The 25562-nt window shown below is 53.1% G+C and carries 21 protein-coding genes and 1 tRNA gene; 4 read left to right on the forward strand and 18 right to left on the reverse strand.

Annotated elements, in window-relative coordinates:
• The first annotated feature begins 149 nt into the window (after positions 1–149).
• Positions 150–329, forward strand: coding sequence for a hypothetical protein (locus AC1DF0_RS02675; protein WP_477572989.1), 180 nt, complete (start codon positions 150–152; stop codon positions 327–329).
• 235 nt (positions 330–564) lie between these two features.
• On the opposite strand, the gene AC1DF0_RS02680 is transcribed toward AC1DF0_RS02675, so the two are convergent.
• From AC1DF0_RS02680 to AC1DF0_RS02715, 8 genes are all read right to left on the reverse strand, one after another.
• Positions 565–2181 (reverse strand): beta-galactosidase, encoded by a 1617-nt coding sequence (locus AC1DF0_RS02680; RefSeq protein ID WP_477572990.1) that lies wholly within the window; start codon positions 2179–2181, stop codon positions 565–567.
• Positions 2178–4628: an alpha-L-rhamnosidase-related protein gene (locus AC1DF0_RS02685; RefSeq protein ID WP_477572991.1), complete on the reverse strand. Its 2451-nt coding sequence runs from the start codon at positions 4626–4628 to the stop codon at positions 2178–2180. The genes AC1DF0_RS02680 and AC1DF0_RS02685 overlap by 4 nt, the downstream gene beginning before the upstream one ends.
• 17 nt (positions 4629–4645) lie before the next feature.
• A complete protein-coding gene (locus AC1DF0_RS02690) occupies positions 4646–6247 on the reverse strand; it encodes a response regulator (RefSeq protein ID WP_477572992.1) in 1602 nt (533 codons plus the stop codon).
• A gap of 1 nt (position 6248) precedes the next feature.
• Positions 6249–8078, reverse strand: coding sequence for a cache domain-containing sensor histidine kinase (locus tag AC1DF0_RS02695; RefSeq protein WP_477572993.1), 1830 nt, complete (start codon positions 8076–8078; stop codon positions 6249–6251).
• A 62-nt stretch (positions 8079–8140) separates the two neighbouring features.
• Positions 8141–9871, reverse strand: a complete 1731-nt coding sequence (locus AC1DF0_RS02700; protein ID WP_477572994.1) for an extracellular solute-binding protein — start codon at positions 9869–9871, stop codon at positions 8141–8143.
• Positions 9872–9960: 89 nt separating this feature from the next.
• Positions 9961–10848, reverse strand: a complete 888-nt coding sequence (locus AC1DF0_RS02705) for a carbohydrate ABC transporter permease (RefSeq protein WP_442049543.1) — start codon at positions 10846–10848, stop codon at positions 9961–9963.
• Between the two features lie 34 nt (positions 10849–10882).
• Positions 10883–11857 carry an ABC transporter permease gene (locus tag AC1DF0_RS02710; RefSeq protein WP_442049544.1) on the reverse strand — a complete coding sequence of 325 codons (975 nt, stop codon included), beginning with the start codon at positions 11855–11857 and terminating at the stop codon, positions 10883–10885.
• Between the two features lie 140 nt (positions 11858–11997).
• Positions 11998–14043: a beta-galactosidase gene (locus AC1DF0_RS02715; RefSeq protein WP_477572995.1), complete on the reverse strand. Its 2046-nt coding sequence runs from the start codon at positions 14041–14043 to the stop codon at positions 11998–12000.
• Positions 14044–14124: 81 nt separating this feature from the next.
• On the opposite strand from AC1DF0_RS02715, the gene AC1DF0_RS02720 reads away from it, so the two are divergent.
• A complete protein-coding gene (locus AC1DF0_RS02720; RefSeq protein ID WP_442049546.1) occupies positions 14125–14247 on the forward strand; it encodes a hypothetical protein in 123 nt (40 codons plus the stop codon).
• A gap of 109 nt (positions 14248–14356) precedes the next feature.
• Positions 14357–15241, forward strand: a complete 885-nt coding sequence (locus AC1DF0_RS02725) for a pentapeptide repeat-containing protein (RefSeq protein ID WP_477572996.1) — start codon at positions 14357–14359, stop codon at positions 15239–15241.
• On the opposite strand, the gene AC1DF0_RS02730 is transcribed toward AC1DF0_RS02725, so the two are convergent.
• Positions 15233–15583, reverse strand: coding sequence for an MmcQ/YjbR family DNA-binding protein (locus tag AC1DF0_RS02730; protein WP_442049548.1), 351 nt, complete (start codon positions 15581–15583; stop codon positions 15233–15235). The genes AC1DF0_RS02725 and AC1DF0_RS02730 overlap by 9 nt on opposite strands.
• Positions 15584–15668: 85 nt before the next feature.
• Positions 15669–16703: an alpha/beta fold hydrolase gene (locus AC1DF0_RS02735; protein WP_477572997.1), complete on the reverse strand. Its 1035-nt coding sequence runs from the start codon at positions 16701–16703 to the stop codon at positions 15669–15671.
• Positions 16704–16878: 175 nt separating this feature from the next.
• Between AC1DF0_RS02735 and AC1DF0_RS02740 the strand changes: the two genes are divergently transcribed.
• Positions 16879–17958 carry an AI-2E family transporter gene (locus AC1DF0_RS02740; RefSeq protein WP_477572998.1) on the forward strand — a complete coding sequence of 360 codons (1080 nt, stop codon included), beginning with the start codon at positions 16879–16881 and terminating at the stop codon, positions 17956–17958.
• A gap of 27 nt (positions 17959–17985) precedes the next feature.
• Here the strand turns inward: AC1DF0_RS02740 and AC1DF0_RS02745 are convergent, their stop codons facing one another.
• The 8 genes from AC1DF0_RS02745 to AC1DF0_RS02780 all read right to left on the reverse strand — a co-directional run bounded on the left by AC1DF0_RS02745 (position 17986) and on the right by AC1DF0_RS02780 (position 25556).
• The gene (locus AC1DF0_RS02745; RefSeq protein ID WP_477572999.1) at positions 17986–20379 is read right to left on the reverse strand and encodes a transglutaminase domain-containing protein; all 2394 of its coding nucleotides are present in this window, start codon (positions 20377–20379) and stop codon (positions 17986–17988) included.
• Between the two features lie 230 nt (positions 20380–20609).
• Entirely contained in the window at positions 20610–21566 is a 957-nt protein-coding gene (gluQRS, locus tag AC1DF0_RS02750) for a tRNA glutamyl-Q(34) synthetase GluQRS (protein ID WP_477573000.1), read from the reverse strand.
• A gap of 78 nt (positions 21567–21644) precedes the next feature.
• Positions 21645–21721 (reverse strand) — tRNA-Asp (locus tag AC1DF0_RS02755).
• 349 nt (positions 21722–22070) lie between these two features.
• A complete protein-coding gene (locus AC1DF0_RS02760; protein WP_477573001.1) occupies positions 22071–22760 on the reverse strand; it encodes an LrgB family protein in 690 nt (229 codons plus the stop codon).
• Positions 22735–23130: a CidA/LrgA family protein gene (locus tag AC1DF0_RS02765; protein WP_477573002.1), complete on the reverse strand. Its 396-nt coding sequence runs from the start codon at positions 23128–23130 to the stop codon at positions 22735–22737. The genes AC1DF0_RS02760 and AC1DF0_RS02765 overlap by 26 nt, the downstream gene beginning before the upstream one ends.
• The gene (locus AC1DF0_RS02770; protein WP_477573003.1) at positions 23117–23596 is read right to left on the reverse strand and encodes a NanQ anomerase/TabA/YiaL family protein; all 480 of its coding nucleotides are present in this window, start codon (positions 23594–23596) and stop codon (positions 23117–23119) included. The genes AC1DF0_RS02765 and AC1DF0_RS02770 overlap by 14 nt, the downstream gene beginning before the upstream one ends.
• 203 nt (positions 23597–23799) lie before the next feature.
• Positions 23800–24654, reverse strand: a complete 855-nt coding sequence (locus tag AC1DF0_RS02775) for a MurR/RpiR family transcriptional regulator (protein ID WP_477573004.1) — start codon at positions 24652–24654, stop codon at positions 23800–23802.
• A 17-nt stretch (positions 24655–24671) separates the two neighbouring features.
• Positions 24672–25556: an ROK family protein gene (locus AC1DF0_RS02780; protein WP_477573005.1), complete on the reverse strand. Its 885-nt coding sequence runs from the start codon at positions 25554–25556 to the stop codon at positions 24672–24674.
• Positions 25557–25562 lie beyond the last annotated feature (6 nt).

A 25562-nucleotide genomic window follows, 5' to 3' on the forward strand; every position in this document is an offset into this window, starting at 1 on the left:
TATTTCGTCGTTACTACTTACGTAGCCCTGAACCGAACTAAATCGCAACCTCCGCCAAAGCTGTGTAGCCATCCATAATAGGATGTGATACCCAGCTTATTCGCACAAACCTAGGTTACTTGAGGAGAATAGGATGCGAAATGCAGCTTATGGTTGGTGAAAGTGGCAATGGTGGGGGAGCAGGCGGCGTGGCGGATAGAATAGGATGGGGAATTCATCCTATTCGCACAAATCTAGTTTACTTGAGGGCAATAGGATGGGAAATGCAGCTTATGGATGGCGAAACCGACGGTTGCGTGGGCGAGCAGACGGCGTGGCTGTGCGTGTAACGGCATTTCGTCAAACTAATTCGGCTTATTAGACCATACATCGGAGATCAGCTCCATTAACGGCCTAAAATCGAACTAAATGAGGCAATTCCACTGCTACATTCCCATTAGTGGCCCAAAAAGACACTATTAGCACGTCAGGGCTCTGCTGAGGTTTTGGTGCAGCGTGTGTGTCCGTATTTCTTGCAAAAAAAGAGGCCGCGAAGCATCCACAGCTTCGCAACCTCTGTTCCACTTATAATAATGCCTTCGCAATGAGTGCTTGCCATTCTTCGACTGACGTGTCTCGCGCGACGAACCATGCTTTGCCTTCGCCGTATCTGTTCTCGGTATAGACGCCGCCGCTTGGTCGTACGCGAATCGAATCGGTAACGAAGTTATTCGCGTTCCATCCGAATACGCTGCCGTACAGTTCTGGCACCTGAGTCAAAAAGACGTTGTCGCCGTTTTTGCGGAACAAGTCCGTCGTCGCGATGAGACGACCACCACTTTGTACGTATTCTGACAAACGTTGCTCCAGCGCGGCGTCATGAAGCAGATGCAGCGGTACGATGACCAGCTTATGATCGCCAATATGCTCTGGCGTATATAGTACGTCGACCGAACGAGTCTCGTCGTATAACGAACGATAAACGGTGTCTACCATGTAATCGGCATATGCGATATGATCGGATACCGAGATCCGGTAGCTCCATGAGCTCTCGAAGTGATAGTAAAGGCCGATTGGCGCAGCTTGCGCTTCCGTCGGCTCGATATAATCGAGGTGACGCTCCGTGTAGTCACGCACGACACCATAGTTGGCGGACGGCTCGCCCGTCAGCGTCAGCAGCTCGGGATGTCCCCCGCCCTGCTCCTGTCCCCATGGGAACGGCTTCGCCTTGAACAGGAAAAACCGGCTGCAGCCGCGGTCCTTCAGCAGCTCCATCTCGCTGATCAAGTTGCGCGAGCCCGTGCCGTATTCCATCATCCAGAACGGACGCTGCAGCACGCCTCGGCATGCGTCTCCGTAGAAAGCAATCTCATGCGGCTTGTCGCTGTAGATGTCCATGCCTACGACATCCAGCCCGTCGAATAGCTTCGACCAGTCGACGCTGTCGCCCCAGCGGAACATGAACGCGTTCGTCGTTATCGGCCGGCCGTCAATAAATGGCCTTAATGCTTCGGCCTGCTTCCTCGCATAGTTGACGATGGACAAAGATGAGAACTTGGCGAAAGCCATCTCTAGACTCGGATTCTGCCACATCGTTACATCGGCGTCGATCTTCGCCGGAAGCGGAATTTGATCGAACCGCTCATAACGCTGTGACCAGAACACCGTACCCCAGCGGCGGTTAAGCTCTTCTACCGTGCCATATGTTTCCGCTAGGTACGCATGGAACGCCTCCAGAGAACACTCGCCGAAATCGAATTTTGTCTCGCCGCCGAACTCATTGTCGAGCTGCCATGCTACGACAGCCGGATGGCTGCCATAGCGCTCTGCCATCTTCGTTACGATGCGCATGGAATAGTCCACATAATGCTTAGAAGAGTAAGAGCGATGCTGTCTTGCCCCGAAGCGGACGGTAGCCCCGCTGCGATTCACGGGCAGGACATCCGGATGCTTCTCAACGAGCCAGATCGGCGGGCAAGCGGTAGGCGTGCAGAGCACAACTTCCAATCCGCAGGCTGCCGCTTCCTCAATGGAGCGGTCCAACCACTCCCAATCGAACTCGCCGTCCCGCGGCTCCAATACCGCCCAAGCAAATTCCGCGATTCGAATTTGCGTAATACCCGCTTCTTTTATTTTCTTATAATCAATCGTCCATTGTTCCGGCTGTTCATGCTCTGGATAATAGGCAACACCAAGGATCATGCCCTATTCGCCCCTTCCATATTATCGTTGTCTGTATAATTGGCTGTCATTATTATGCATTCACATTCAATTGGGCCTTCCTCCGTAAATAGGAGCTTCTCGCCGCTTGGCAATTCAACATGAACCGGCGTATCCCCCGCACGGTTAATCGTTAGACGGAAGCGGCCAGCTTCGATGGCCCACTTCACGGCCACTTCTCCCTTCGGCGTCATACAGCTGCCGGAAGCCCACCGCAGCGTACCCGTATGCGGTGCGATGCTGATTGCTGCATACCCCGGCAATAACGGCTTAACGCCAAGCACGGAGACAGGCAGATCGTAAAGCGGCAGCGCTCCCCAAGCGTGGCAATCGCTGCGCACAGAGACCGGATCTTCGACCCAGGACGTCAGGTTAAGATCAGCTTGCTCGCGCCATGCATCCCATAGCCGGAAGGTATGATCGTATAACCCCGTCCGCTCAAGCGCGCGGAACAAATAATAAGACATCGCGAGCGTAACTTTCGGCAAGCAATCGTCGCGCAGCATCCGCTGCATCAACCCTTGAGCCTCTCCGTCTGAAGCCGTTCCCGTCAGCACCGCCCATATTTGCGCATGCTGGCTATAGTCCTCAGAGGATGGGCTATCGCGATACAATTCGCGCTCCGGCGACCAGCAATGCGCTCTTACCGCCATACGAATGCGATCCGCGCGCTCGCGATATTCGCTTGCCGTGTCTCTTCTGCCCGTCACTTCATTCAGCTCCGCAGCTTTCTCAAGCGCGTCCGCGTACATCAGGTTATACACCGTCAGCGGGCCGGACTTGCCCGAAGGAGGAGCTCCGGCATTATCCCGCCACGCTTCCGTCCAATCTACGAACGACCAATACGCCTCGGGCATGATGCCCACAAGTCCGGTCGAATCAAGACGGTTCTCGAACCAGCCAAGTACGGCATCGATTGTCGAGCGGTATTGGCGAACGAGTGCATAGTCTGCAAAATGGGCGTAATGATCATGGACCATCATGACCCAGAACAGCGCGAAGCCCGGTATAATCTGCCGCGAAACTGACGGATAACGGCTCTGAAGCATGCCGCTTGGCGTAATGGAGCTATGGAAATCGTAGATCGCTTTTCTCGCCAGCCTGTCATCGCCGCTAACCTGATACGTGAACAACGCTTGCAGGCGCGTATCCATCTCATATTGCATCTGCTCGTAAAAAGGAGTGTCCTCGTACGACTCATGCATGCAGTTACGCAGCGTGTTCAGACTGATGTTCCATAACGGCTTTAACGTTGCATCGGATGCGTCAAAATGTCCGATTTGCTCCATCGGATATCCCGTTCGGCGTATGGAGATTCGCTCCAGCACAAGCGCTTCGTCCGAAGCTTTCACCTGAAGTCTGATGTAGCGGAAAGCACGTCTATGAAAAGGCTCGTAAATCTCGGCACCATCCCGATTCCCATAGCCTGCAGCTGTATATTCATCTGTAAAGCCGTACAGCGCCTTGCCATCCGGCTCATCGCGCACGCCTTTATTTCGTTGTCCATTCGGCTCCGGCGGATACTCGTAGCACTCGGAATACAACAGCGTAACCCGTGCACCTCTCCCGCCCGACAGCGCTAAGCGCGGATAACCGGCCATTAACTCCGGGGCTTCCAGTTCAAGCCATAGCTCCTCTCCCGCAGCCACCGTTAAGCTTCCGAGATCGCTCCCGCTCAGCGTGGTGCGAGACCATATACGACCCGATCCTTCTCCCTGAACGATAGCCGTGAAATCGCACTCCGCCTCCCGCATGAGCGGAATCGGCCTAGGCGTCAGCTGCCACTTGCTTAAGCTGCCGTACATCTTATCATGCGTAGGTGCAATGACGGCTGCCTGCTTCCAGCCTGCATCATCATACGGAGCAGATTCCCAGCCGAAGGGCCACTTTGCACCGTCAACCTGTTCGCCCCCGCCGATAAACAAAGTGTACGTTTCCGGCTGAAGCTGAAGGGCCTCATACGGCAAAGGAAGCGCTTTCCAATTATCGCTCGAATCCAGCGATTCCAAGCGCTCGCCGTCGACATCCTCCAAGCTGCCCTCCAGAAGAAAACTGCCGGTCCCGGAACGCCACGCCGATGCCGGTCCCCATTCTGCCCCGTTATCTCTAGCCGATGCCGGATAGCGCATAACCCGCGCGGCTAGCACGTTAAAACCTGCGTTTAAGCGGTCTGTCAGATCGAGCGTCTCGTAATAATACGTATTGGCATCGCCTTTGCATGGACCTTGCGCAACCGATTCGCCATTCAAGTACAATCGATAACGGCTGTCCGCCGATACGCGAACAATAAGCCGGTAGCCCTCTCCTTGCTCGGGAACCTCGAAGCTCCTCCGGAACAACACCGTTTCAGGACGATCCCCGCCGGCTATTGCCGAATGATCATGCTCAGCCCATATCCAGTTGGCCGTCCATGCTCTGTTCTCTTCCATCTCCTGCTCCTCCTTCGTCAGCGCGCAGAGCGGTATTCGCTCGTACTAACACCTGTATAAGCTTTGAACCGTTTATAGAACCAATCGAGCTCGTTATAACCGACCGTCTCCGCGATCTCGTATACTTTCAAGTCGCTCTGTAGAAGCAACTCCTTCGCTTTTTCCATCCGTATTTGCAGCAAATAATCGTTGAAGGACATAGCCGTCGTCGCTTTGAACAACTTGCCGAGATAGTTCGGGTTCATGTAAATTTGCTGCGCTACGCTCTTCAAGCTCACGTTGCCGCCATACTGCTCTTGGATGAGACGCTTCACTTCGTCCACGATTTTGTTCGGACGCAGCTCCTTGCCTCTCATGAGCAACGCGCATACATCTATGCATTTGCGTTCGGTAATCGCTAGAAGCTCCGCCGTCGTCTTGCACTGCATGACCGATTCATAGTCGCCTAACGCATGATCGAATAAACCTTCATGGCTTGCTCCCGACTCGCGCACGATTCGGTAGAGCTGCACGAACAGCTCCACAACGGACAGCTTAGCTTGATTTGCCGGCACGCCGCCCCCTTGGAAGCTTTGCCAGAGCGCCGCAAGCGCGTCATGTGCCGCCGCGCTGTCGCCGCCGCGAATGGATTCTAACAGCTCGGCGGATAACATCTGAACCTGCTCGCGATTCATATCGTTGCCTAGAAGCGAGTTGTCCCGACCTTCCAATATCGTACCGGCTCCCGTCAGAAACTTGCGGTCCAGCGCCAGCTCAGCTGCCGCAAACGAAGCCGGCGCATCTTGGTAGCCGTCGACGATCGTGCCGATGCCGATCGTAACGGTTTCTTTCGCATACTGGCTCACCGAACGGGAAAGCCTCTCCGCAAGCTCGCGCACGGTTGAAGGCGTCACCTCCCCGGGCTCACCTGCGCAGAGGATGCCGTATCGCTCCTCCGACTCCTCGAACAGAAATCCGAGCCCGCCCGTCACCTCTTCGCTAATATTGCGTACCGCGTAACGCTTCAGCTCGACGTCCCTCTCCGACAATATGCTCTCTGCGTCACTAGTGAAACTCGCTTTGCCATAGACGAAGTCCAGCTCAACAATTAGACAGCAGTACCGCTCCGGCAAGCGTCCCATCTCCAGCAGCGACAGCTGCTCCTCATATTCCTTGCCGTTCATGCCGCCATGCGTCAGCTTCCGCAGAAACTGATCGCGGATGGCCGACATGCCAAGCCGATGCTGGCGCTCGGATAATCGCGCCTCGGCAATGCTCGCAGCCGTTCGCTTGAGCAGCTCAATCAGATCCTCCTCATCGACCGGCTTAAGCAAATATTCCTTAACGCCAAGCTTCATCGCTTCGCGCGCATATTCGAAGTCGTCATAGCCGCTTAATACGACGACGTCCGTATCGGCGGCAAAGCTTTTCATTCGGGCGATAAGCTCAAGTCCATTCATGATCGGCATGCGAATATCGGTCAGCATGAGCGAGAACGTATGCTCCTTAAGCAGCGACAGTGCTTGCTGTCCGTTCTCGGCCTCCGCTCGGATGACGAAGCCGTATTGCTCCCAATCAATCAAGTAGCGAAGCGATTGTCTTGCCACGGGTTCGTCGTCTACGATCAATACGTCATACATCCTATTCACCCTCCTGCGCTTCAAGCGGAATCGTCATCGTTACTTCCGTGCCTTGGCCATATACGCTTGCAACCTGCAGACCGAAGCCTTCGCCGTACATTTGTCTCAATCGTAGGTGTACATTGCGCATCCCGATATGCTCGTCGCTCGCAAGCCCGTCTTCCTCTTGCAGCCAGCCATGAATTTCCTTCAGCCGCTCTTCCGGTATGCCAAGTCCGTCATCGCTTACGACGATATACAGCTTGCTATCCTGGGCGCTCGTCTTAATGCGGATATTGGACTGGATTGGACTTAGCTCAATGCCATGCGTAACCGCATTTTCGACGATCGGCTGGATACAAAGCTTCGGAACTTGAACATCCTTAGTCGAAGCATCCGTTTCGATCGCATACAAAAACTTGTCTCCGAACCGATACTGTTGAATTTGCAAATAAATATCGATAAAGCCGAGCTCGTCCTCCAAAGGTATCGTCTGCCCGCTTCGCTTCAGCATCATGCGGAACGACTTGGCCAGCAGGCCGACGATCTTCGCATTTTCCCTGTCTCCGGCTATTAGCAGCTTCCCGCGTATCATGTTCAGCACATTGAACAGGAAATGAGGGTTGATCTGCGTCTGCAACGCATACAATTCAACCTCCTTCGTGCGAAGCGCGTTCTCTCTCCGGTTCAGCTCCGATTGATACACCTCGCCGATCAAGTCGCGAAGCCTTCGTACCATCAGATTGAACATTTCGCCAAGCTGGGCGACTTCATCGCGGCCTCGAACGTCCACGAAGCTCTCGAAATTGTCTTTATGCAGCCGCTTCATCCGGATCGACAGCTCGGTGAGCCGCGAAGTCAACTGAACGGACAGCAGCGAGATAAGCAATATAGACAACAGGAACGCGATGATAAAAAGCAGAATGGCTAGCGACCGCAGCTGGTCGATCCTCGGCATGATTTCCGTAATCGGGACGTACGTAATGACCTTCATCCCTTTGACCGAATTGCGGGTGGTGAGGGTCATGAAGAGTAGCTGATACGTCTCATCGCCTTCCTTATAATTAAAGCTGCCTGCATCCTCTTGCATGATGCGGCTCTTCTGCGGAATATCGGGTTCGGATGCAGGCTCTCCATCTTTGCTGGCCGTATCGACAAGCACCGAGCCGTCCGGGTACAGAAACAAGAAACGTTTGCTCTTGCTTTCCTCGCTTACAAGATCGAGCAGTACCTTTAGTTTGATTTCTACGGATACGACCCTCTCCGATTCCGGTTTGAAGTTATTCATCCGTTTGCGGAAGCTGAACAACGGTTCTTTGTCCACCGGATTCGGGTACGGCTCCGTCCATATACCGCCGATCCGGCTATCCAGCGTCCTCTGATACCAATCGCTGGTCCTAATATCCTCGTCGATCAAATAGATGTTCGAGAAGATGAACGACGGGTTATTCGTATATTGGTAGAGATGATAAATATCCTTCGTCGTCTGAACCGCCGAAACGAACGGTTGATAGTAATTGAAATATTCGGTGTAGGCGTCGCGAAGATCGGGATATTCCTGTTCCACCGCTTCATCGAGCGCCGTATTCAGAAACAGCGTGTTGGCGATTTCCTCGTAGGAGAGCAGTTTATTATCGAGATTGCTGCCGACCTGGGAGAGTGATAATCGGTTGTTCTCCACGATCGATTCATACGCCATATCGGTGCTTTTTTTCATGAGTACATAAGTAAGGGAGCCAAGCAGAAACAGCACAATGAACAGGTTCGCTGCGATCAGCTTCGTACGTATTTTCATCGTTGCTCCATCCTCTCCCCGCTGCGGCTGCTTAGTCCCTAACTCATTAGGGCGCAAACGCGCATACTCCTTGTGCCGCATCGTACGCGGGCAAGGAGTATGCGCTTAGATTCATTTAACTATTGCCCTAACGACTTGTTGTATTTATCAAGGAATGCTTTCCATAGCTCGGTGTAGGCGGCGTTCGCTTTATCTACGCCAGCTTTGCCCATTTGCTCGACGAAGCTGTTCCATGCCGAATCGAACTCGCCGTCGTTTTTCGCCATGATGATGCTCGGAATGTTTTTACGCCATGTGTCGTCCATCTTCTGCTCTTCGACCTTCGTCGATTCCGGCGGAGACAGCTGCCATAGGAAGCCCGGCACGTATTCAACCGGCGGAAGGAAGTCGGCCCATACTTGCTTCTTGTAAGCAGCCAGCACTTCTTTGGTCATGTCGTCGTAACCAAGCTCCACGACGTCCTTGGTCATCGGGGTTGCATAGTCGCCGTCGGCAAGCTTCGCGCCGTGGCCGATGCCGAACCAGTAGAAGTCCCCTGTGCCTACGCTCTTGAAGCCGCGGTTGTAGTCCACGTCCGGATCAACCGTACGCTGCTTCACTAGCTCTTGATTGATAACGCGTTTGCCGTTCTCAACCGTGAAGTCCTCGCCCTCGATACCCCATTGCGTGAGCACTTGCGCCTCATCGGAGAACAGATAGTCGATGAATTGGATAATACGCTCGGGGTTCTTCGCTTTGCTGGAGATCGTCCATTGGAAGTTGCCGCCGCTTGTAGGCGTAATCGCGTTGGAATGATCCACCGTATTGGCGTCAAAATACATCGGAAGGTAAGCGTACGCCTTCTCCGGCTTGCCTGCTGCGCGCAGCGATTGCTCGGCTTCGCCCATCATCCAGCCCGGTGCGTAAGCAGCGAGCACGCGGCCTTGAGCCGCCTTCGCTTGGAAACCTTTTTCGTCAAGCGAGAATGCTTCTTTGTCGAGCAGTCCTTCGTTGTACAGCTTGTTCAGGAATTTATAATATTCTCTCGTATCTTGCGATACTGGATTGTAGCTCACGTTGCCGCTATCGTCGATCGTATAGTTGCCGTGGTCCGGCAAGCCTTTCGCCCAAATAACCGGGTTGTTGAACGCAATCTTCATCGTCCAGCCGTTCATATAAGCGCCGAAGCCGATCGTGTCTTTGCCGTCGATTTGCGGATGCTTGTCTTTGTAGGCTTTGATGACTTCATACAGCTGGTCGAACGTTTTCACTTCCGGATATCCCGCTTCCTTCAGCACGTCGTATTGCACGATGAAGGAACCTTTTGTATCCGCTTGAGCTTCCTTCGCTTTCTTAACGGAGTAGAGCGAATAAATGTCACCGTTTTCATCTTTCAACAGATTCAAATAGTCGCCGAACTTCTCCTTGATGTTCGGGCCGTATTGGTCGATCAGATCATTAAGCGGAATGATAGCGCCTGCTTCCTTGTAGCGAAGCGTGTACTTCGCGTCCAATACGACGATATCCGGATAATCGTTGCTCGCAAGCCATAGATCCCAACGCTGGAACTGGTCTCCGACCGTCAGGTCGTATTTCAGCGAAACGCCTGTTTTTTCCGTAATTTTGGCATTGATCGGCGTTTCCCATTTCAGCTTGTCATCGGCTGTATTAATGGAATACGTAACGGGCGATAAATCCGGTGCCGGCGCATCCGTTTCCTTGCCCGCGTCGTTCGTTGCTGCTGGCTTGTTGTCTGGAGCAGGCTCGTTTTCCCCTTTGTTATTGTTGCCGCTGCACGCTGCAAGCATGGAAGCAAGCATGACAAGCGATAACATGACCACCCATAAGCTGCGTGTCCTTTTCGTTTTCAAATCCGACATCCCCCTGTCACTGATTAGTTTGATTATATCAACGGAATTAATATTCCGCTCGATATCGATATCACTTTTTTCGCAATCAGCTATTCTTTCATGGAAGCGACCATAATGCCTTTGACAAAATATTTCTGAACGAACGGGTAGACGCATAGGATCGGCACGGTAACGATCATCGTCATAGCGGCCCTCGTCGCATCGGGATCCATTCCTTTGCTGCCCATGCTTAGGGCGTTATTGCCGTTAAGCACTTGGCCTTCCGTCGTCTGCAAAATCTTCATCAGCTCGAATTGCAACAAATCCAGACTCTCCGTGCTGCTTGTGTAGAGATAGTTGTCGAACCACGAATTCCAGTGCATAACCGCGATGAATAACGACACGGTAGCGATAACCGGCATGCTGACCGGAATTACGATTCGGAACAACGTTTGGAAGTCGGTTGCGCCGTCGATCTTGGCCGATTCGATAATGCCATCCGGCAACGATTCAAAATAACTGCGGATGATGATGACGTTATATGCGCTTATAAGCATCGGGAAAATATAAACGCCAAAGTTGTTCATCAAGCCGATATCGCGAATGAGCAAGTAGTAAGGAAGCAGACCAGCGTTGACGAACATAGTGAAAACGAGAATGATGTTCAGCAGCTTGCGGAATACGAAATCTTTGCGGCTGAGCGTGAAGGCGATCATCGCCGTTCCGATAACGCCGAAAAACGTGCCGATGAGCGTTCTCGCTACGGAAATTCCCGCCGCTTGCAGCAGACCATCGCTTTGGAAAATCGCCCCGTAATTGTAGAGCGTGAACTCCCGCGGGAATAAGTAAATGCCGCCTCGAAGCGAATCCAATCCGTCGTTCAGCGAGATCGCAAGCAGATTGACGAACGGATACAGCGTTAGCAGACCGAACAGCAGCAGCACGACATAATTGAACGCATTCCATAGGCCGTCTCTCCAAGTCTCGTGCTTTGCCATTGTGAATCACCTCTATTCTTGAATCGGCCTCAAGTTAGAACAATCGGCTTTGATTCCATTTTTTGGATAAATACGTAACGCCGAGTATGAGCAATACGCTGACGACGGTCTTGAACATGTTGATCGCCATACCGTACGAATAATCGCTTAATTGCGTGGAATACCTCAGTGCGTATAGATCGAGCACGTCCGAATAATCGTAGACGACTGGATTGCCAAGCACGAATTGCGATTCATATCCGCTGTTGATGAGCCAGCCGACATTCATCGTCAGCAGCAGAATAGCGGTAGGCATGAGACCTGGAATCGAGATATACCACATTTTGTGCAATCGGCTTGCACCGTCCACGTCCGCTGCCTCGTAATGCTCCGGGTTGAGTCCGACTAGAACGGCCAAGTAGATGATCGTATTCCAGCCAAGCTCCTTCCACAAATTCGAGATCGTATGGATGATCCAGAAGTTTTCGCCTTTAGCCATGAAGTAGATCGGCTCTTTAATGATGCCAAGCCCCATAAGCAGTTCGTTCAGCATTCCCCCGTCCGGAGAGAGAAACATCATTACGATATTGGCAATGACGACCCAAGACACGAAATGCGGAATGTACGTGATCGTCTGAATGAGCTTTTTGAACTTGGTGCTGCGCACTTCGTTCAGCATTAAGGCAAGCACGACGGCGCCTACGAAGCTTGTAACGAGGTTCAGTACACTCATTACCAGCGTGTTCCTTAGCACCCGATAAAATTGCTCGTCCCGGAACAGCTCGGCGAATTTGTCGAAACCTATGAAGGAGCTCCCCATGATGCCCTTTGCAATTTTGTAATCTTGAAATGCCATAACCCATCCCCAGAGCGGGCCGTAGGAGAAAATAGCGGCGAGTACGACGAACGGCAATGCCATAACGATCAGTTGGCGCTGCCTGACGACCTTCTGAAGGAAGTTCCGTCCTTTGCTGCGATTGGCGGTCGCCGTTGCCGCTTTATTCTCTGTTTGGCTGGTCATACTTCTCATGATGCGATTCTCCTTTCTATCCTATCTGTGACGACGCCCGTGCTTCCGCAGGACTTTTTCTTCATTATGCTGCCGCCATGAAGGACCAACAACCAGTGTAATCCGCTATGATCGCCCCATAAACGGTAGATTCCAAACTCTTATTCGGCAGGTTGAATCTGCACCAAAACCAGCACATCTTCGGGCTGCAGCTGCATACTGCCGGGGGCAATCGGACGCTCGCAAGCAAGCTCGCAGAAAGATTGCTCCAGCACGATTTGCTGCGGAAGCCCGCTATGATTCATAACGAAGAGGACATCGCCTTCGTCCGTCCGGCGCCGAGCAACCTCAACGCCAGGCGGCGCGGTAATACCGCCAATCGGCACTACGCCGGCATCTTCCGCCGCTTGATTCATAAGCGCGTGCAGCGTATCGTTGTCAGGATCCGTACCGATGTAATAGGCGTGACCGTTCCCGTAACGATTGCGCACGGCAGCCTGCTTGCCCGCCACATAGTCGTCGGCATAGCGGATTAACGACTCGGAAGACTCCGACTCCAGTTCGATGACATCGAACCAGGTGCTTCCTTGGCCTTGGCCTGATGGGATGGCATTGTCGCTTCGCTCCAGAGCTCGCCGCTCGTTAGGCCGAAGCGTGCCATAATCCGTAACGAGGATACCAGCAAGCTCTCTGTACACACCCGGCAAAGGCTTATCGTCCATTCGGTTGTTCCACAGCTTCGAGCCGGCGCGATAATCGAGCACAGCCGTCCCCCCGCCGCGAACATATGCGTATAGCTTCGTTACAATATCGGGCCTAGCCATCATATAATGCGGCAGCACGATAAGCTTATAACGACTGAAATCCGTGTCGTCCGATACGATGTCTACCGGGATATGGCTGTCGTAGAAATAGCGGTAATAGGAATACAGATGGTTCATATAGCTGTAGCCCGGCAGGAGCGGCTGAATTTCCGTCGCCCATTCATTATCGAAGGAACGGATAATGGCTGCCTCCGCGCCCGAGCCGCTTCCGAGCAGCCTAGGCATAATCCGTTGCAGCTCTGCCCCTGTCTGCTTAACCTCCTCGTAGCGTCTGCCGGTCAAGCCGTCATGCTGAAGGATGCCATGCCAGAACTGCTCCGCCCCGAACAGACAGGTGCGCCAGCGGAAATAAACGATCGCATCTGCGCCGTGGGCGACAGACTGGTACGTCCATCTGCGTAGCTCGCCCGGCTTCGGCGTCTGGAACAGGATGTCACCGCCAGGAGGACCGGCTTGGTGTTCCATGACCCAGAACGGCTCGTTCTTAAGTCCGCGGGTCATATCATGCTGGGCTGCCGCCTTGCTCGGGTCCGTCGCCTCGCTGAAATGCAAATTCGGGTAGTTGTCCCATGAAACGAAATCCAACTCTTCGGACAGCTTGTACCCGTCAATCTCGTTGAACGAGCCCATCATGTTATGGGTTATTGGTTGATTAGGCGCCAGCCGCTTCAAAATATCGAGCTGCAGTTTCTGGAACTTCACGACCGAATCAGAGGCGAAGCGGCGATAATCGAGCACGAGTCCCGGATTATGCAGATGGAAAGGCGCATAACCCGGCAGCGTCACTTCATGCCATTCGTTGTACGTCTGACTCCAGAACACCGTCCCCCAGTTTTCGTTCATCGCGTCGATATCGCCTTCATATTTCCGCTCCAGCCAGCGATGGAACGCCGTCTTGCAATTGCCGCAATAGCAGCGAGCCGTTTCGTTGCAGCCAAATTCATTATCGATCTGCCAGCCGATGACGTTCGGATGGTTCGCATAACGCTCGGCCATCCGCCTCGTTATATCCTGGGCATAGCAATGATAGGTTTCGTTGTTGAAGCAGTAATGTCTGCGGTTGCCGAAACCTCTGACATCGCCTTTATAATCCTGCATATAAATGTCGGGATGCTTATCCATCAGCCACTTGGGCGGCGTGGCGGTAGGCGTACCGAGAATAACGCTAATGCCTCCGGATTCAAGTACGGCGATGCTCCGATCGAGCCACTCGAAGTCATACATGCCTTCTCTCCGCTCAAACTTAGACCAAGCGAATTCACCGATTCGCACGACATTAAGTCCCGCTTCGCGCATCAGCCGCGCGTCGAGCGGCCATCGCTCCTCGGGCCAATGCTCCGGGTAGTAACAGGCTCCAAACCTCACTTCAGTCACTTCCTTCACGTAGTGGTTGCTTCTATTATCCCGCCTGAGCGAGACACGAGACACCCGTCAACGAAGCTGGGATTACAGGAGAAAACAGATATGATTGCTTTGCGCGCAACGACAAATAACCCCATTCTGGAAGAATGGGGTTATTTGTTTCTCATCGCTTTCGTCGGGCGTGTTGACTATACTTTCTGCAACGGGAGTCTTCTAATGCGCTAATACGAGCCTATTAGTTGCAGATTGTGCAATGAAGGGCAACAAAGCGCATAAAGCCCGCAAATCTGTTAAAATAGTAAAACGATGACACTTTAGCGGAGGGAGTTTCTCCATGTTGCTCAATGACCATAACGAGGACCAGCATCACTTGATGGCCCATTCCATAGTTTTGAAAGCCGATTGCGAGAGCTGCTTCGGTCTATGCTGCGTATCGCTTCCGTTCTCGGCTTCGATCGATTTCGGGATGGACAAGAGCGCCGGACAGGCTTGTCCGAGCCTGCGCGAAGACTTTCGTTGCGGCGTTCACAGGACGCTCAGGCAGACAGGATTCAGAGGATGTACGGTATACGACTGCTTCGGTGCCGGCCAAAAGGTGTCCCAAATCACTTACGGCGGAGTCAGTTGGCGCAATGCGCCGGCTACGGCGAAGCAAATGTACGATGTGTTCCCGGTCATGTGGCAGCTTCACGAGCTCCTCTGGTACTTGGCGGAGGCACTGCGCCTGCAGAGCAACGACAGTGTCCTCCAGCGCTCGCTCCTTTCCGCGTTCGAAGAAACGGAACGGCTTACGTATATGGCGCCAAACGATGTGTTAGCGATCGATATCCCGAAGCATCGGGCAGACGTGAACGTACTGCTGCTCCAAGTCAGCGAGCAAGTACGGGCGCATGCGCTGCGCAAGTGCAAGACGCCGCCCAAGCATCCTAAGAAAGCGGGACGCGGCGCCGACCTCATGGGAGCGAAGCTCAGAGGCGCGGATCTAAGAGCCGCCAACCTGCGGGGTGCTTACCTCATTGCGGCTGACCTTCGGGACGCGGATCTGAGAGCGGCCGACCTCATCGGCGCCGACCTCCGCGATACCGATATTCGCGGCACAGACTTGTCCCAGACCCTTTTCCTAACGCAGGCCCAGATGAATGCAGCGAGGGGCGACGCCTATACGAAAATCCCTGCGACGCTTGCAACTCATAGCCACTGGCTTGCCGCTTCAGAATGAGAGGCCTAGCTCGTTATACGCCTTAATCGCCCTCTTCGGAGCGATGCTGCTCCATGCCTTGACGAGCAGCCCTTTCACCTCGCGCGGATCCGCATTTGTCATATGAATGTGCATATAGTTCATGTTCGAGAACGATTCAGGTATGGAATAGGCTGCGGAATCCATGTCTGTGTAGATGATGCGATCCTCTCCCGTTGTTTTCACCGTTAGCGTTACGCCGTCTTCCTGAACGACCGCAAAAATTTTGCTGCCGATCCGGTAAGACGGCTTTCCCCAATGCTCCATCTCGTGCGCCTCGGGTAAAGCTAGCGCAAAGCTTTGAACCTCTTGTTTGGTTATCACGGCAGCACCCACCTCCATCTTAATGAACGCCTCTAGCTCCAGTATAAACGAATCGGAAAGACCATATAACGCTACTTTTCATAGCTTAGACGAGAGCGTTAAGAAGGCGAACAACAGCGTCGATTACCGACTGCGGTTTATGAATCTGTATCGCATGCCAGCTATCTTCCACAATCGTATGCTGTGTTTCTTTCGACAATTGAAGCAGTACTTTCTGCCCCTCCAGCCATTCCTCAGTCTGATTGGCAGCCGTCAGCACGGCTATCGGCATATCTGCTCGCAAAGGCCGTGACCGGACAAGCTGAGCAGCGCTTTCCTCCGCATGAAGATATTCCAGGTAAGCTGCCCGATACGCCGAACTTCGATAGCCCATTGCCGTCACATGCTTCTGAACACAGACAGGCAGCCGCTTCGTGCCGACATGCTGCCTCACCATTCTCGGCACGCCTATAGTCGATAACAAATAACCAAGCTTATATTTCAATCGATGTTTATTGCGTTTCGTTTTTCTGATGCTATGCAGATTCTCTTCCAAAAAACGCCCCTCGTGCGTCGCATCGACCAGCACGATTCCGGCAACCTCGTCCGGATATTCAGCCGCGAACATACGCATGATCATCCCCCCGTACGAATGCCCTACGAGCAAATAGGGAGGGGTCAGCTTCAGCTCACTCAGCAGTCCACGCAAATCCTCTACATAATGCTTGCAAGTCGGCCTCTCCAGTGTACCTGTACTCCAGCCGAAGCCGGCACGGTCATACGACAATACCTTGGTGTAGGTAGACAGCTTAGGCTGAACGAGCGACCAATCCAAGGCGCAGCCGCCCATGCCCGCTTCCAACACCACCGTAGGGCAAGCTGGATTGCTCTTTCCGCTTACGATCGCATGCAAGCTGCGAGGACCGACTCGAACAAGCTCACCCTGCGGCTTATGCTTATCTCCCTCATATTGCGACAAAGCCGCCTGCATGAACGTAAGCGGGAAACCGATAACCGATATGGCCGCACGCAGCATTTGATTGCCGATAGGTATCCCCATTCGTCCTATCACCTCGATCCGATTGGTTTGTAGTCCCATCATAACGGCGCGGAGCTGGTCAAAAAAGAGAAATTGCTTCACGGTAAATTTCCTGTTTTGTGAGCGGATAACTCACAAAGCGGCAACCGGGTTCATCGCACCCGATCCGCTTATATGGGCGCTTGTAAGCCATGCGGCTCGGTTGCAAGCATAGGCCTGCACGTTTCAAATGTTTCGTAATCGGGTACGGTTACTTTAAAAAGCCGGAGGGGATTGCATGACCAAGCTGAACGATTTCAACCGATATTGCATTTCCATCATTCTCTTTCTGGTCATTGTTTATTTGGGTGCCAAGGTCAACTTCATATTCAAGCCAATCGTATCGTTGATTACCGTCATTACGATCCCGCTTATGCTGTCCGTTTTCTTTTATTATTTGCTACGGCCGCTCGTTAACCAAATGGAACGCTACAAAATAAAACGCCCGCTGGCGATCTTGCTTATCTATGCGGCAATCGCGCTTATGTTCGTTGTATTCGGCATTCTCGTGTGGCCTCCGCTGCGAACCCAATTAACGATGCTCGTCGACAATGCGCCGAGTCTGTTCGATACGCTTAACGAGCAAGCCAAGGAGCTGGAAAGAAACGAGCTGTGGTCCCGATTCATCCCTGATGATCGGAGCCCGCTCAGCGCATTCACGCAATATTTGAACAAAGGTTATACGTTCGTGAGCAATTACATAACCGGCATGTTTGCCCTGTTTTCGAATATAGCGATTATTCTCATCATCTTCCCGATCATTCTGTTCTATATGCTGAAAGAAGGGGACCGTTTCGGCCGAGCCGTCATCACCGGCTTTCCGATTCGGTTCCGCAAGGATGCCGCTGAGGTCGTATCCAATATTGACGAAGCGCTGAGCAGCTTTATCGTCGGGAAGGTGATCATTAATCTCTCGCTTGGCGTGCTCATGTATATCGGATTTCTGATCATTGATTTGCCCTATGCGCTTTTGCTGACGGTCGTAGCGGTCATTTTGAATTTCATTCCGTTTATCGGTTCGTTCCTATCCTCGATCCCGATCGTCATCATCGCCTTTATCGAATCGCCGACAACCGCAATCTGGTCGGTCGTCATCATTACCGCGGCGCAACAAATTCAGGATAATCTGATTGCGCCCTACGTGTACGGCAGGCAGCTCGACATTCATCCGCTGACGACGATCATCCTCGTCCTTATCGGCGGCGATTTGGCCGGCATCATCGGCATTCTGATCATTATCCCGGTTTATATGATCATTAAGATTATCACGACCAAAGCGTATCAGCTGTTTTTCCGAAAAAAATGGGAGGAGGCGTAAGCCCACTCCCATCCTTCCTATCTATTGTTACTCTGCGCTGTCAGCGAATACGACCATATAGTTGCCCATTGCGGCGAATTGGGCCGTTTCCAGCTTGTCCGGCGCGCTCTCTTGCAGCGCCGATCCGATCGCCGAGTAGAAGGCGTCTTCATCGTAGTCGCCCGTATAACGAATGACAACGATCGAATCGCCTGCCGCCAGCTTGCCAACTAGAATCTTTTTGTAATCATCCAGCGTGCTTGCTTCCAGCTTGTTCACTACGTAATAATCGTTGGAATTGTCTTTGCCGTAGAACTGCTCGATTTCCGTGTTCACCCAGTATTCGTCGGAAACAATCGAGTTAACGGCAACGGCCGAATCGTCGTTGGAGTTGTACAGCAAGCGGAAGCCTAGGCTGCTGTCGCTATCGTTATTCGTAACGTCGACATGCAGCCACTCGTCGCCGATCTTCACCTTGTTCCATGCATGGGGAACGCCGTTCGCATCTCCGGTTACGACAATCGACTCCAAGCCTGCGAGGTCGCTCAGAAGCTTGTACGAATAAGCATAGCTCATACATACGCCAACCTTTTTGACCATAATGCCATAGGTCGTGAACGAATCGTCGAATTGCTCGTCCAGGTCGCCCTGAAAGTCGTTCGCCTCGGCTGCTTTCAGCGCCGCGTCGTCGTATTTGGTGTTGTCCGCCAAGTAATGGTAGATCGCTTCGCGTTTCTCCTCGTCGGACATGCCCTCCTTAATGATGTCGGCTACGATCTTCGAAGCTTCGTTTACGATCTCTTCCTGCTGTTTCTTGATTTCCTCCGGGTTGTCATTGTATCGAACGCCAAGCGTTAATTTCTTGTAGTCATACCCCCAAGCATCGATGCCGATAATGAGCGGGTTCTGGTACATCACCTCGAGAAGCGTGTCCGTAATCGTCTCGAAATTCTGCGCCTCCGGGAACGCTCTTAGCGAGATCGCTTCGTTGCCTGCCAGCAAGTTGATGGCAAGATACGTCTCGAATGCCGTATCCGCGTTGATCGGAACGTCTTCCGGTACGGCGGGCAGCTCGTCGTTATTCGCTTCTTCGACGATCTTCTCCGTATTGCTCTTCTGGTCCTCGACAAGCGAGTCGGATGTTTCCGATGGCGCCTGCGAGCCCGTATCGATTATCGTCGGCACGTCCGGCGCCGGTACGTAGTCCGTCTCGTTCTCTGGATCCATCCGGGCAGAGGTCGTGTTCTCCTGATCGGCGCCGCCAAGCGCAGCAAGCTCATCCTTCGTAATATTAGAAATCGTGGCGTCACCTTTAAGGGCCGTTCCTTGAATGTTGTACGGAATGACGGCATCGTCGAACATGTCCGGCACGATGCCGTCGGTATGGTAAATAACGTTGTAATCCTTCTCCGATCCGTCGATCATCTTCACTTTCGTCTTCTTCGGCAGTTGGTCGACGTTGTCCACGAGCTTGAAGGAATCGTCAACAAGCTGGCTCGGAAGCTGTCCGCCGAGCTTCGCGCTGGATACGTAGTTGCTTGCCAGCGATTCCTTGCCGTCCTTCACCGCCGTGATGAAGTAGTCGCCGCTAACGAGCACGTTCTGCTCGTATATGATTTGTTTGTCGCCAAAATATCCGAGCCCGTTGTCGCCATCGTTCGTCCAATCCATAAAGGACGTATCCTTCACCGTCGCCTGTATGAACGGATACAAGGAATCATATCCCGTTTCGGCAGCGCTGATCGGCGTATTGGTGAAATTCTCGAGATCATCCGGCTTCTCGATCTGATAGATGTTGTAGCTGTCGGCGCCTTCCACGGCATTCCATACGAGCTTTAGACGTCCGTCCGACAAAATCTCATGATGCAGCGTGGGCGTTGCGACCTCCGTCTTGATCGTGAACGGAATAATGATCGGCGTCTCCAGCTCGGTTGGCTCGGTCGCATCCATATCATAGTTGATCTTGATATAGTAGATCGGCGCGCTGCCCCAATCCAGACCTTTCGGATTCGAATCCAATGCTAGAACGCCGTTGATCGGCTCTACTCGGGCGACCGTCTTGCCGTCCTCCGTTTCTTCCAGCGCTACCAATGCGCTGATCTTGCTTGCATCGAGCGCCTTAATATCGGTATGGACCGATATGATCTTTTGGTCCTCGTCCACATAGCCGGTTGGCGTAAGCGAAGACAGATTCGTCTGGAACCGAAACGTAAATATCTCGTCCTGCTTTACATTGTACAATGGCATAATTGCTTTATCCTGCGAGGAACCGAACTTCTGCTTCAATTCCTTTACCGTACCGCCCTGGAACGGCGTGTCGTCCTTCTGCTGTTCAACCTTCGCCGTATCTCCTTCGTTGTTGGCATCCTCTGCGCCGTTGCCTCCGAAACAGCCGGTCAGCACAAGCAGGCAAGCCAGAACTAATAAGGCAAGCTTCTTCATCCCAAATGCACCTCTGCTTTGCAAATTTTCATTCCCTTACCTTCCAAATGATTCCTTTGTAAACTCTAGCATAATTTACCTAGTATTTGAACGGGAAAAGACAAAAAACGCGATAATTCGCTAGATTTCTAGAGACCATTGGCGCAAGCGGAGCCTTGTTTTCTAGTAAAAAAGCCATAGGGAGCAAAGAAGAAATTCCATTCTTCTCTATTCCCTATGGCTTTATTTCATTAACCCAGCAGACTTGCTAACCTGTCATCCGTTACCGTTATTCCTGTCCGCGGGACATGCGAGAGCTGGAAATGCGGGATCAGCTCGCTGGCACGAACGGGTTCGGGATTGTCGATGAGGCCGCTGACCGAAGCCAGCCAGCCGACGACTTTCTCCGGCTCCGTGCCGGACTCGCGCAGCGCGGCGAGCGAGATGCTTCCGTGGCGCTTGGCGAGCCGCTTGCCGTCCGTGCCGAACAGCAGCGGCACGTGGGCGAAGCGCGGAGGCTGCAGACCGAGCGCCTCGTAGAGCTGAAGCTGCCGCGGCGTCGAATCGAGCAGATCCGCGCCGCGGAGCACGTCGGTGATGCCCATCTCGGCATCGTCGACGACGACCGCGAGCTGATAGCTGAACAGGCCGTCGGCCCGCTTCACGATGAAGTCGCCGCCCGCTCTAGGCGGGAAGTGCTGCGGCCCGGCGACGCCGTCTTCGAAGCCGACCGGTTGCTCGTCAACGGCGAAGCGCAGCGAAGGCTGCTTGAGCAGCCCGCGCTCGGCCCGCTGCGCCGGTGAAAGGCAGCGGCATGTGCCGGGATAGGCCGGCCCCTCGCTGCCAAGACCGTGCGGCGCGCTGGCAACCGCGGCCAGCTCGGCACGGCTGCAGAAGCAGGGATATAACCTCCCTGCTTCCTCCAGCTTGGCGAGCGCCGCCTCGTACATGGCGAGGCGCTCGCTCTGCGTATAAGGACGGTGCGGCCCGCCGACATCGGGCCCCTCGTCCCAGTCCAGGCCGAGCCAGCGCAGGTCCTTCAGCGCAAGCTCGGCCAGTTCTGCCCGCGAACGGGACGTATCGACGTCCTCCATTCGCATAACGAATGTGCCGCCTGCGCTCCGAACCTGCAGCCAGGAGAGCAAAGCGGTTCTTGCATTTCCGATATGCATCAGCCCCGATGGGGTCGGGGCGAATCGTCCTCTCATGGCGGCCTTAAGCCTCCTTGCCTATGTATGCAAAAATGAGCAGGAGGCAAGCTCCTGCTCAAACATGTGTAATATAAATGGCGGAGCTGACGGGATTCGAACCCGCGGTCTCCTGCGTGACAGGCAGGCATGTTAGGCCTCTACACCACAGCTCCGCGTAACAAGACAAGTAGTATCTTATCATGGTGGCGGTCGGTAATGCAACCTTTTTTTTCGCGGCTAATTATTAACCCCTATCAACAGTTAGCCCGTTTGAGCTTTTCGATTACAATAGCGAACCGTAAACATCTTATTTGCTCATTTTGCTCTGATCGGCATCCTTAACGAACCTAGAAACTCTTATTCGCCTCTGTTCCTTGCGTACGAGTGCCATCTCGGTGAAATAGCCACTCCTAGATTCGTTACCAACCAAATATCCTCTGGAAATCAACAATAAGCGTTTCTGAATTCCATACATCCTCCAATTTAACCGCCACAATCCCCTATACAGAAGAGAGGCTGTCATTAAACAATCCAGTATATCGGAATCATGAGCACGGAGGTAATGATCCCGGCCGCTGCCATGGAAAATCCGCTGACGCTGCCCAACGACTCGGATTCCGCGATCATTCGCGCGGTGCCAATGCCGTGCGCGCTAGCGCCCACCGCTGTGCCGAGCGGTATATCGCCGCGAATGCCGCATAACCGCAGCACGGCCGGACCTGTCACGCTTCCGACGAGGCCGGTCAGCACGGAGAAGGACGCGCTAAGCTCAGGAATGCCACCTGCCCTTCTTGCGATTTCCATCGCGATCGGGGCCGATACCGACTTCGACAGCATCGACCGGATCAATTCCTCGGGGCTTCCCGTAAGCGACAATAGAAGCGCAGTGAAGGACACCGATAGGAGCGAGCCTGCCGTGATGCCGGCGAGCACGGGGAGCAGCGCTTCCTTGATTCGGCGAGCATTCTTATAGAGCGGAACGGCCAAAGCTACCGTAGCCGGTCCAAGACAAAGACTTAACCAGTCGCCTCCTGATTGGTAGAAGGCAAGCGGAATATGGCCCATTGTGAGCAGGGCTATCAACACCGCCGAGGCAGCTACGAGCGGGTGCATCCAGCGCCATCTTCTTCGGCAAGCCAGTGCCGCCAAATAAACAAGGAGCGTGCCGCCTAAGCCGAACATCGGATCATTGAGCCAATGTGCGGGATTCATCAGTTGATCGCTCCTTTCGCGCGCTATATTTGGTTACAAGGCCGGTAACGAGCATCACAAGCCAAGTCCCCGCAACGATGCTCGTCAAGATAGGCAGCCATTGCGGAGCCATAAGCTTCGCGAACGCAAGCGTGCCAACAATCGACGGGATAAAAAACAAACCCATATGCTTCAGCGCAATCCGGCCGCAATCCTCGATCCAGGACAGCTTGATGACCTTCGCGAACAAAGCGGCTACTAATAATAGAAGACCAATTATGTTAGCTGGCAGCGGTATGTTGAGCCATTGTTTGATCCACATCCCCACCGAATAAAACAAAGTAAAGATGACCGCGCCGATCATGAGCTTCATGCAGCTACGCAAGCTCAAGGAGCAGATCCTTATGAATCTTCACTACGGCTTTCTTTATCGGCGAGCCGTCGCCCATTCCAGGACGATGGATATCGTCTGGGAAAAACACGGCGAACATGCCCGGCTGCATGGCGAGGACGACCTCATCCGGTTGAGGAGCATATAACGTATAATCGGACTTCTCGTCATACGCCTGCGTGGGCAGCACCCCTTCGCGCAGCGGCGACCAGCCGATCTGCTCCGATCCTTCTATTAAATAATGAATATCGATGAATTGCTCATGCTTCTCGGCAACCTGCTCCTCACGAGTTTTCGACTCGAATGCCATGAAGTTGACGTAGAATAGGTCTTCCTTGAACGAGACACGGCCTTCAAGCGGCTCGCCGCTTTCCACCGTTTGCTTAAGCAGCTCCAGCGCCTCCGCAATAACGGCATAACCTCCCGCGACATGCTCCTTATTCGAAGCTAATGATCCCATAATCATTGGGTTTCCTCCTCGCTAATGTACCTAACCTAATACTCGCTATATTGGATTTTTGCACTAACTTTGCTCGTTTTCGGTCAGTGATAGGGCTATACTGGATTTTTGCACTAACTTCGTGTTTAAATGTAAATTTATAGGATGTTTTTGCGAAAGATAATGCAGATATCCAATATAGCTTTTGTAGAAGAATGAATCGCAAAAATTTATAATAGCTTAACCGCGACCGCGGCTGACGTATTTTCCCTGCTCACGATGGAATCCTGATACGTGCGTTTGAAGTATTCGATGTACAGAACATCAAGTAAATAAAGCTGAGACAGCTTCGCTGACAATGAACCGCCCTGAAGCGGACCTTCGTTGGCCCCGCAGAGCAGCGTGATATCCGAATAAGCGGTAAGCGGCGACTTAACGAACCGGGTAATGACGATTATCGCCGCTCCCCGCTCCGTCGCCTTGCGTGCGACTTCGATCGAATCCTTCGTTGAACCGGAATAAGAGATAATAACCGCCACGTCCTTATCCGTCATAAGCGAGGCCGACATGACCTGCTGATGGGAATCGAAGGCGCATACCGTCTTGTTCGTAATGCGCATGAACTTGTTGTTCGCTTCTAACGCAGTCATTAAGGATGATCCTACGCCGAAAAAATGAATCCGTTCAGCCTCTATCAACAGCTCGATCGCTTTGCCTATTTCCGAGAACTCGATTCGCTTGTACGTTTCATTCAGCGCGTTCATATTGCTGGCAAGCGCCTTGGAGGCCACCTCCTCCAGCGAATCGTGCATCAGCACTTGATCCGAGAGCTGCGGGATTTCGTTATCGACCGATGTGCTATGCGCAAGGTCGATCTTGAATTCCTGATAGCCCTTGAAGCTGATCGACTTGCAGAAGCGAAAAATGCTCGATTCGCCGACGCCGCATGCGTCCGCCAGATCGGTTATCGACATGTAGACGACTTCCTTGGCATGCTCAAGAATGTAGTCGGCGACTTTTTTCTCCGTATTCGTGAAGCGGTTATAGCTCGATTGAATCGTCGAAAAGATACTGATCGCGCGCAATTTGCTCCCTCCTAACACTAACTTACATACAAAGATGCGGCTCCCAGAACGCCGGCTTTATTGCCAAGCTGCGCGGGCAGGATGCGGACGCCTCTAAAGCTCGACATCACGAGTTCCTTCGTTCTGGCCTCCACCTGCCGTACTAGCTCGAGCTGCTCCATAACGCCGCCGCCAACGACAATCGCAGCGGGATTGAATACGTGGATTAAGGACGCAAGGCCGATGCTGACTTCGTCGATCCAACCGCTCAGCAGCTGCGCCAGCCTGTCATCGCCATTATTGACTTTGCTGAAAATCGTTCTGCCGTCCACGCAATCGAGATCGACCTGCTGTGCCAGATTGACGAGCGCCGTCGTCGAGGCGAATCGCTCGTAATAGGGCATCATACCCGCAGAGCTGGCAGGTGCATCCGAAAGCGGATGCGTGAACATATGCCCGAATTCCGCTGCTACGCCATCCGCGCCTTTGTATAGCCGCCCCCCGATCACGATCGCGCCGCCGATGCCGGTGCCGAAAGTAAGGCAAAGAAAATGCGGGTAAGACTTGCCTGCACCGAAGCAGGCTTCTCCGAGCGCCGCCGCATTGACATCGTTCTCCACCTTGACCGGAACGCCGAACCGTTCGCCGACGATTTTCGCAACCTGCATGCCTGTATAATGAGGAATGTTGGCGTTCGCGTAAACGATATAACCTTCCTCGGCGTTCACTTGCCCTGCCGTGCTGATCGCGATACGGTCATAACCCTCATATGCCGCCATATGCTCCATCAATCGCTGAACGACATGCGGACCGCCTTTGCCGCTCTCGGTCGCATATTCGTTGAACCTCTCGATATGCCCCGTCTCGTCGCAAAGGCATAGCTTCGTATTCGTTCCGCCAATATCCGCAGCTAAAATCTTCATCGTCTT

It is taken from the genome of Paenibacillus sp. 05T425 (genome assembly GCF_056396205.1).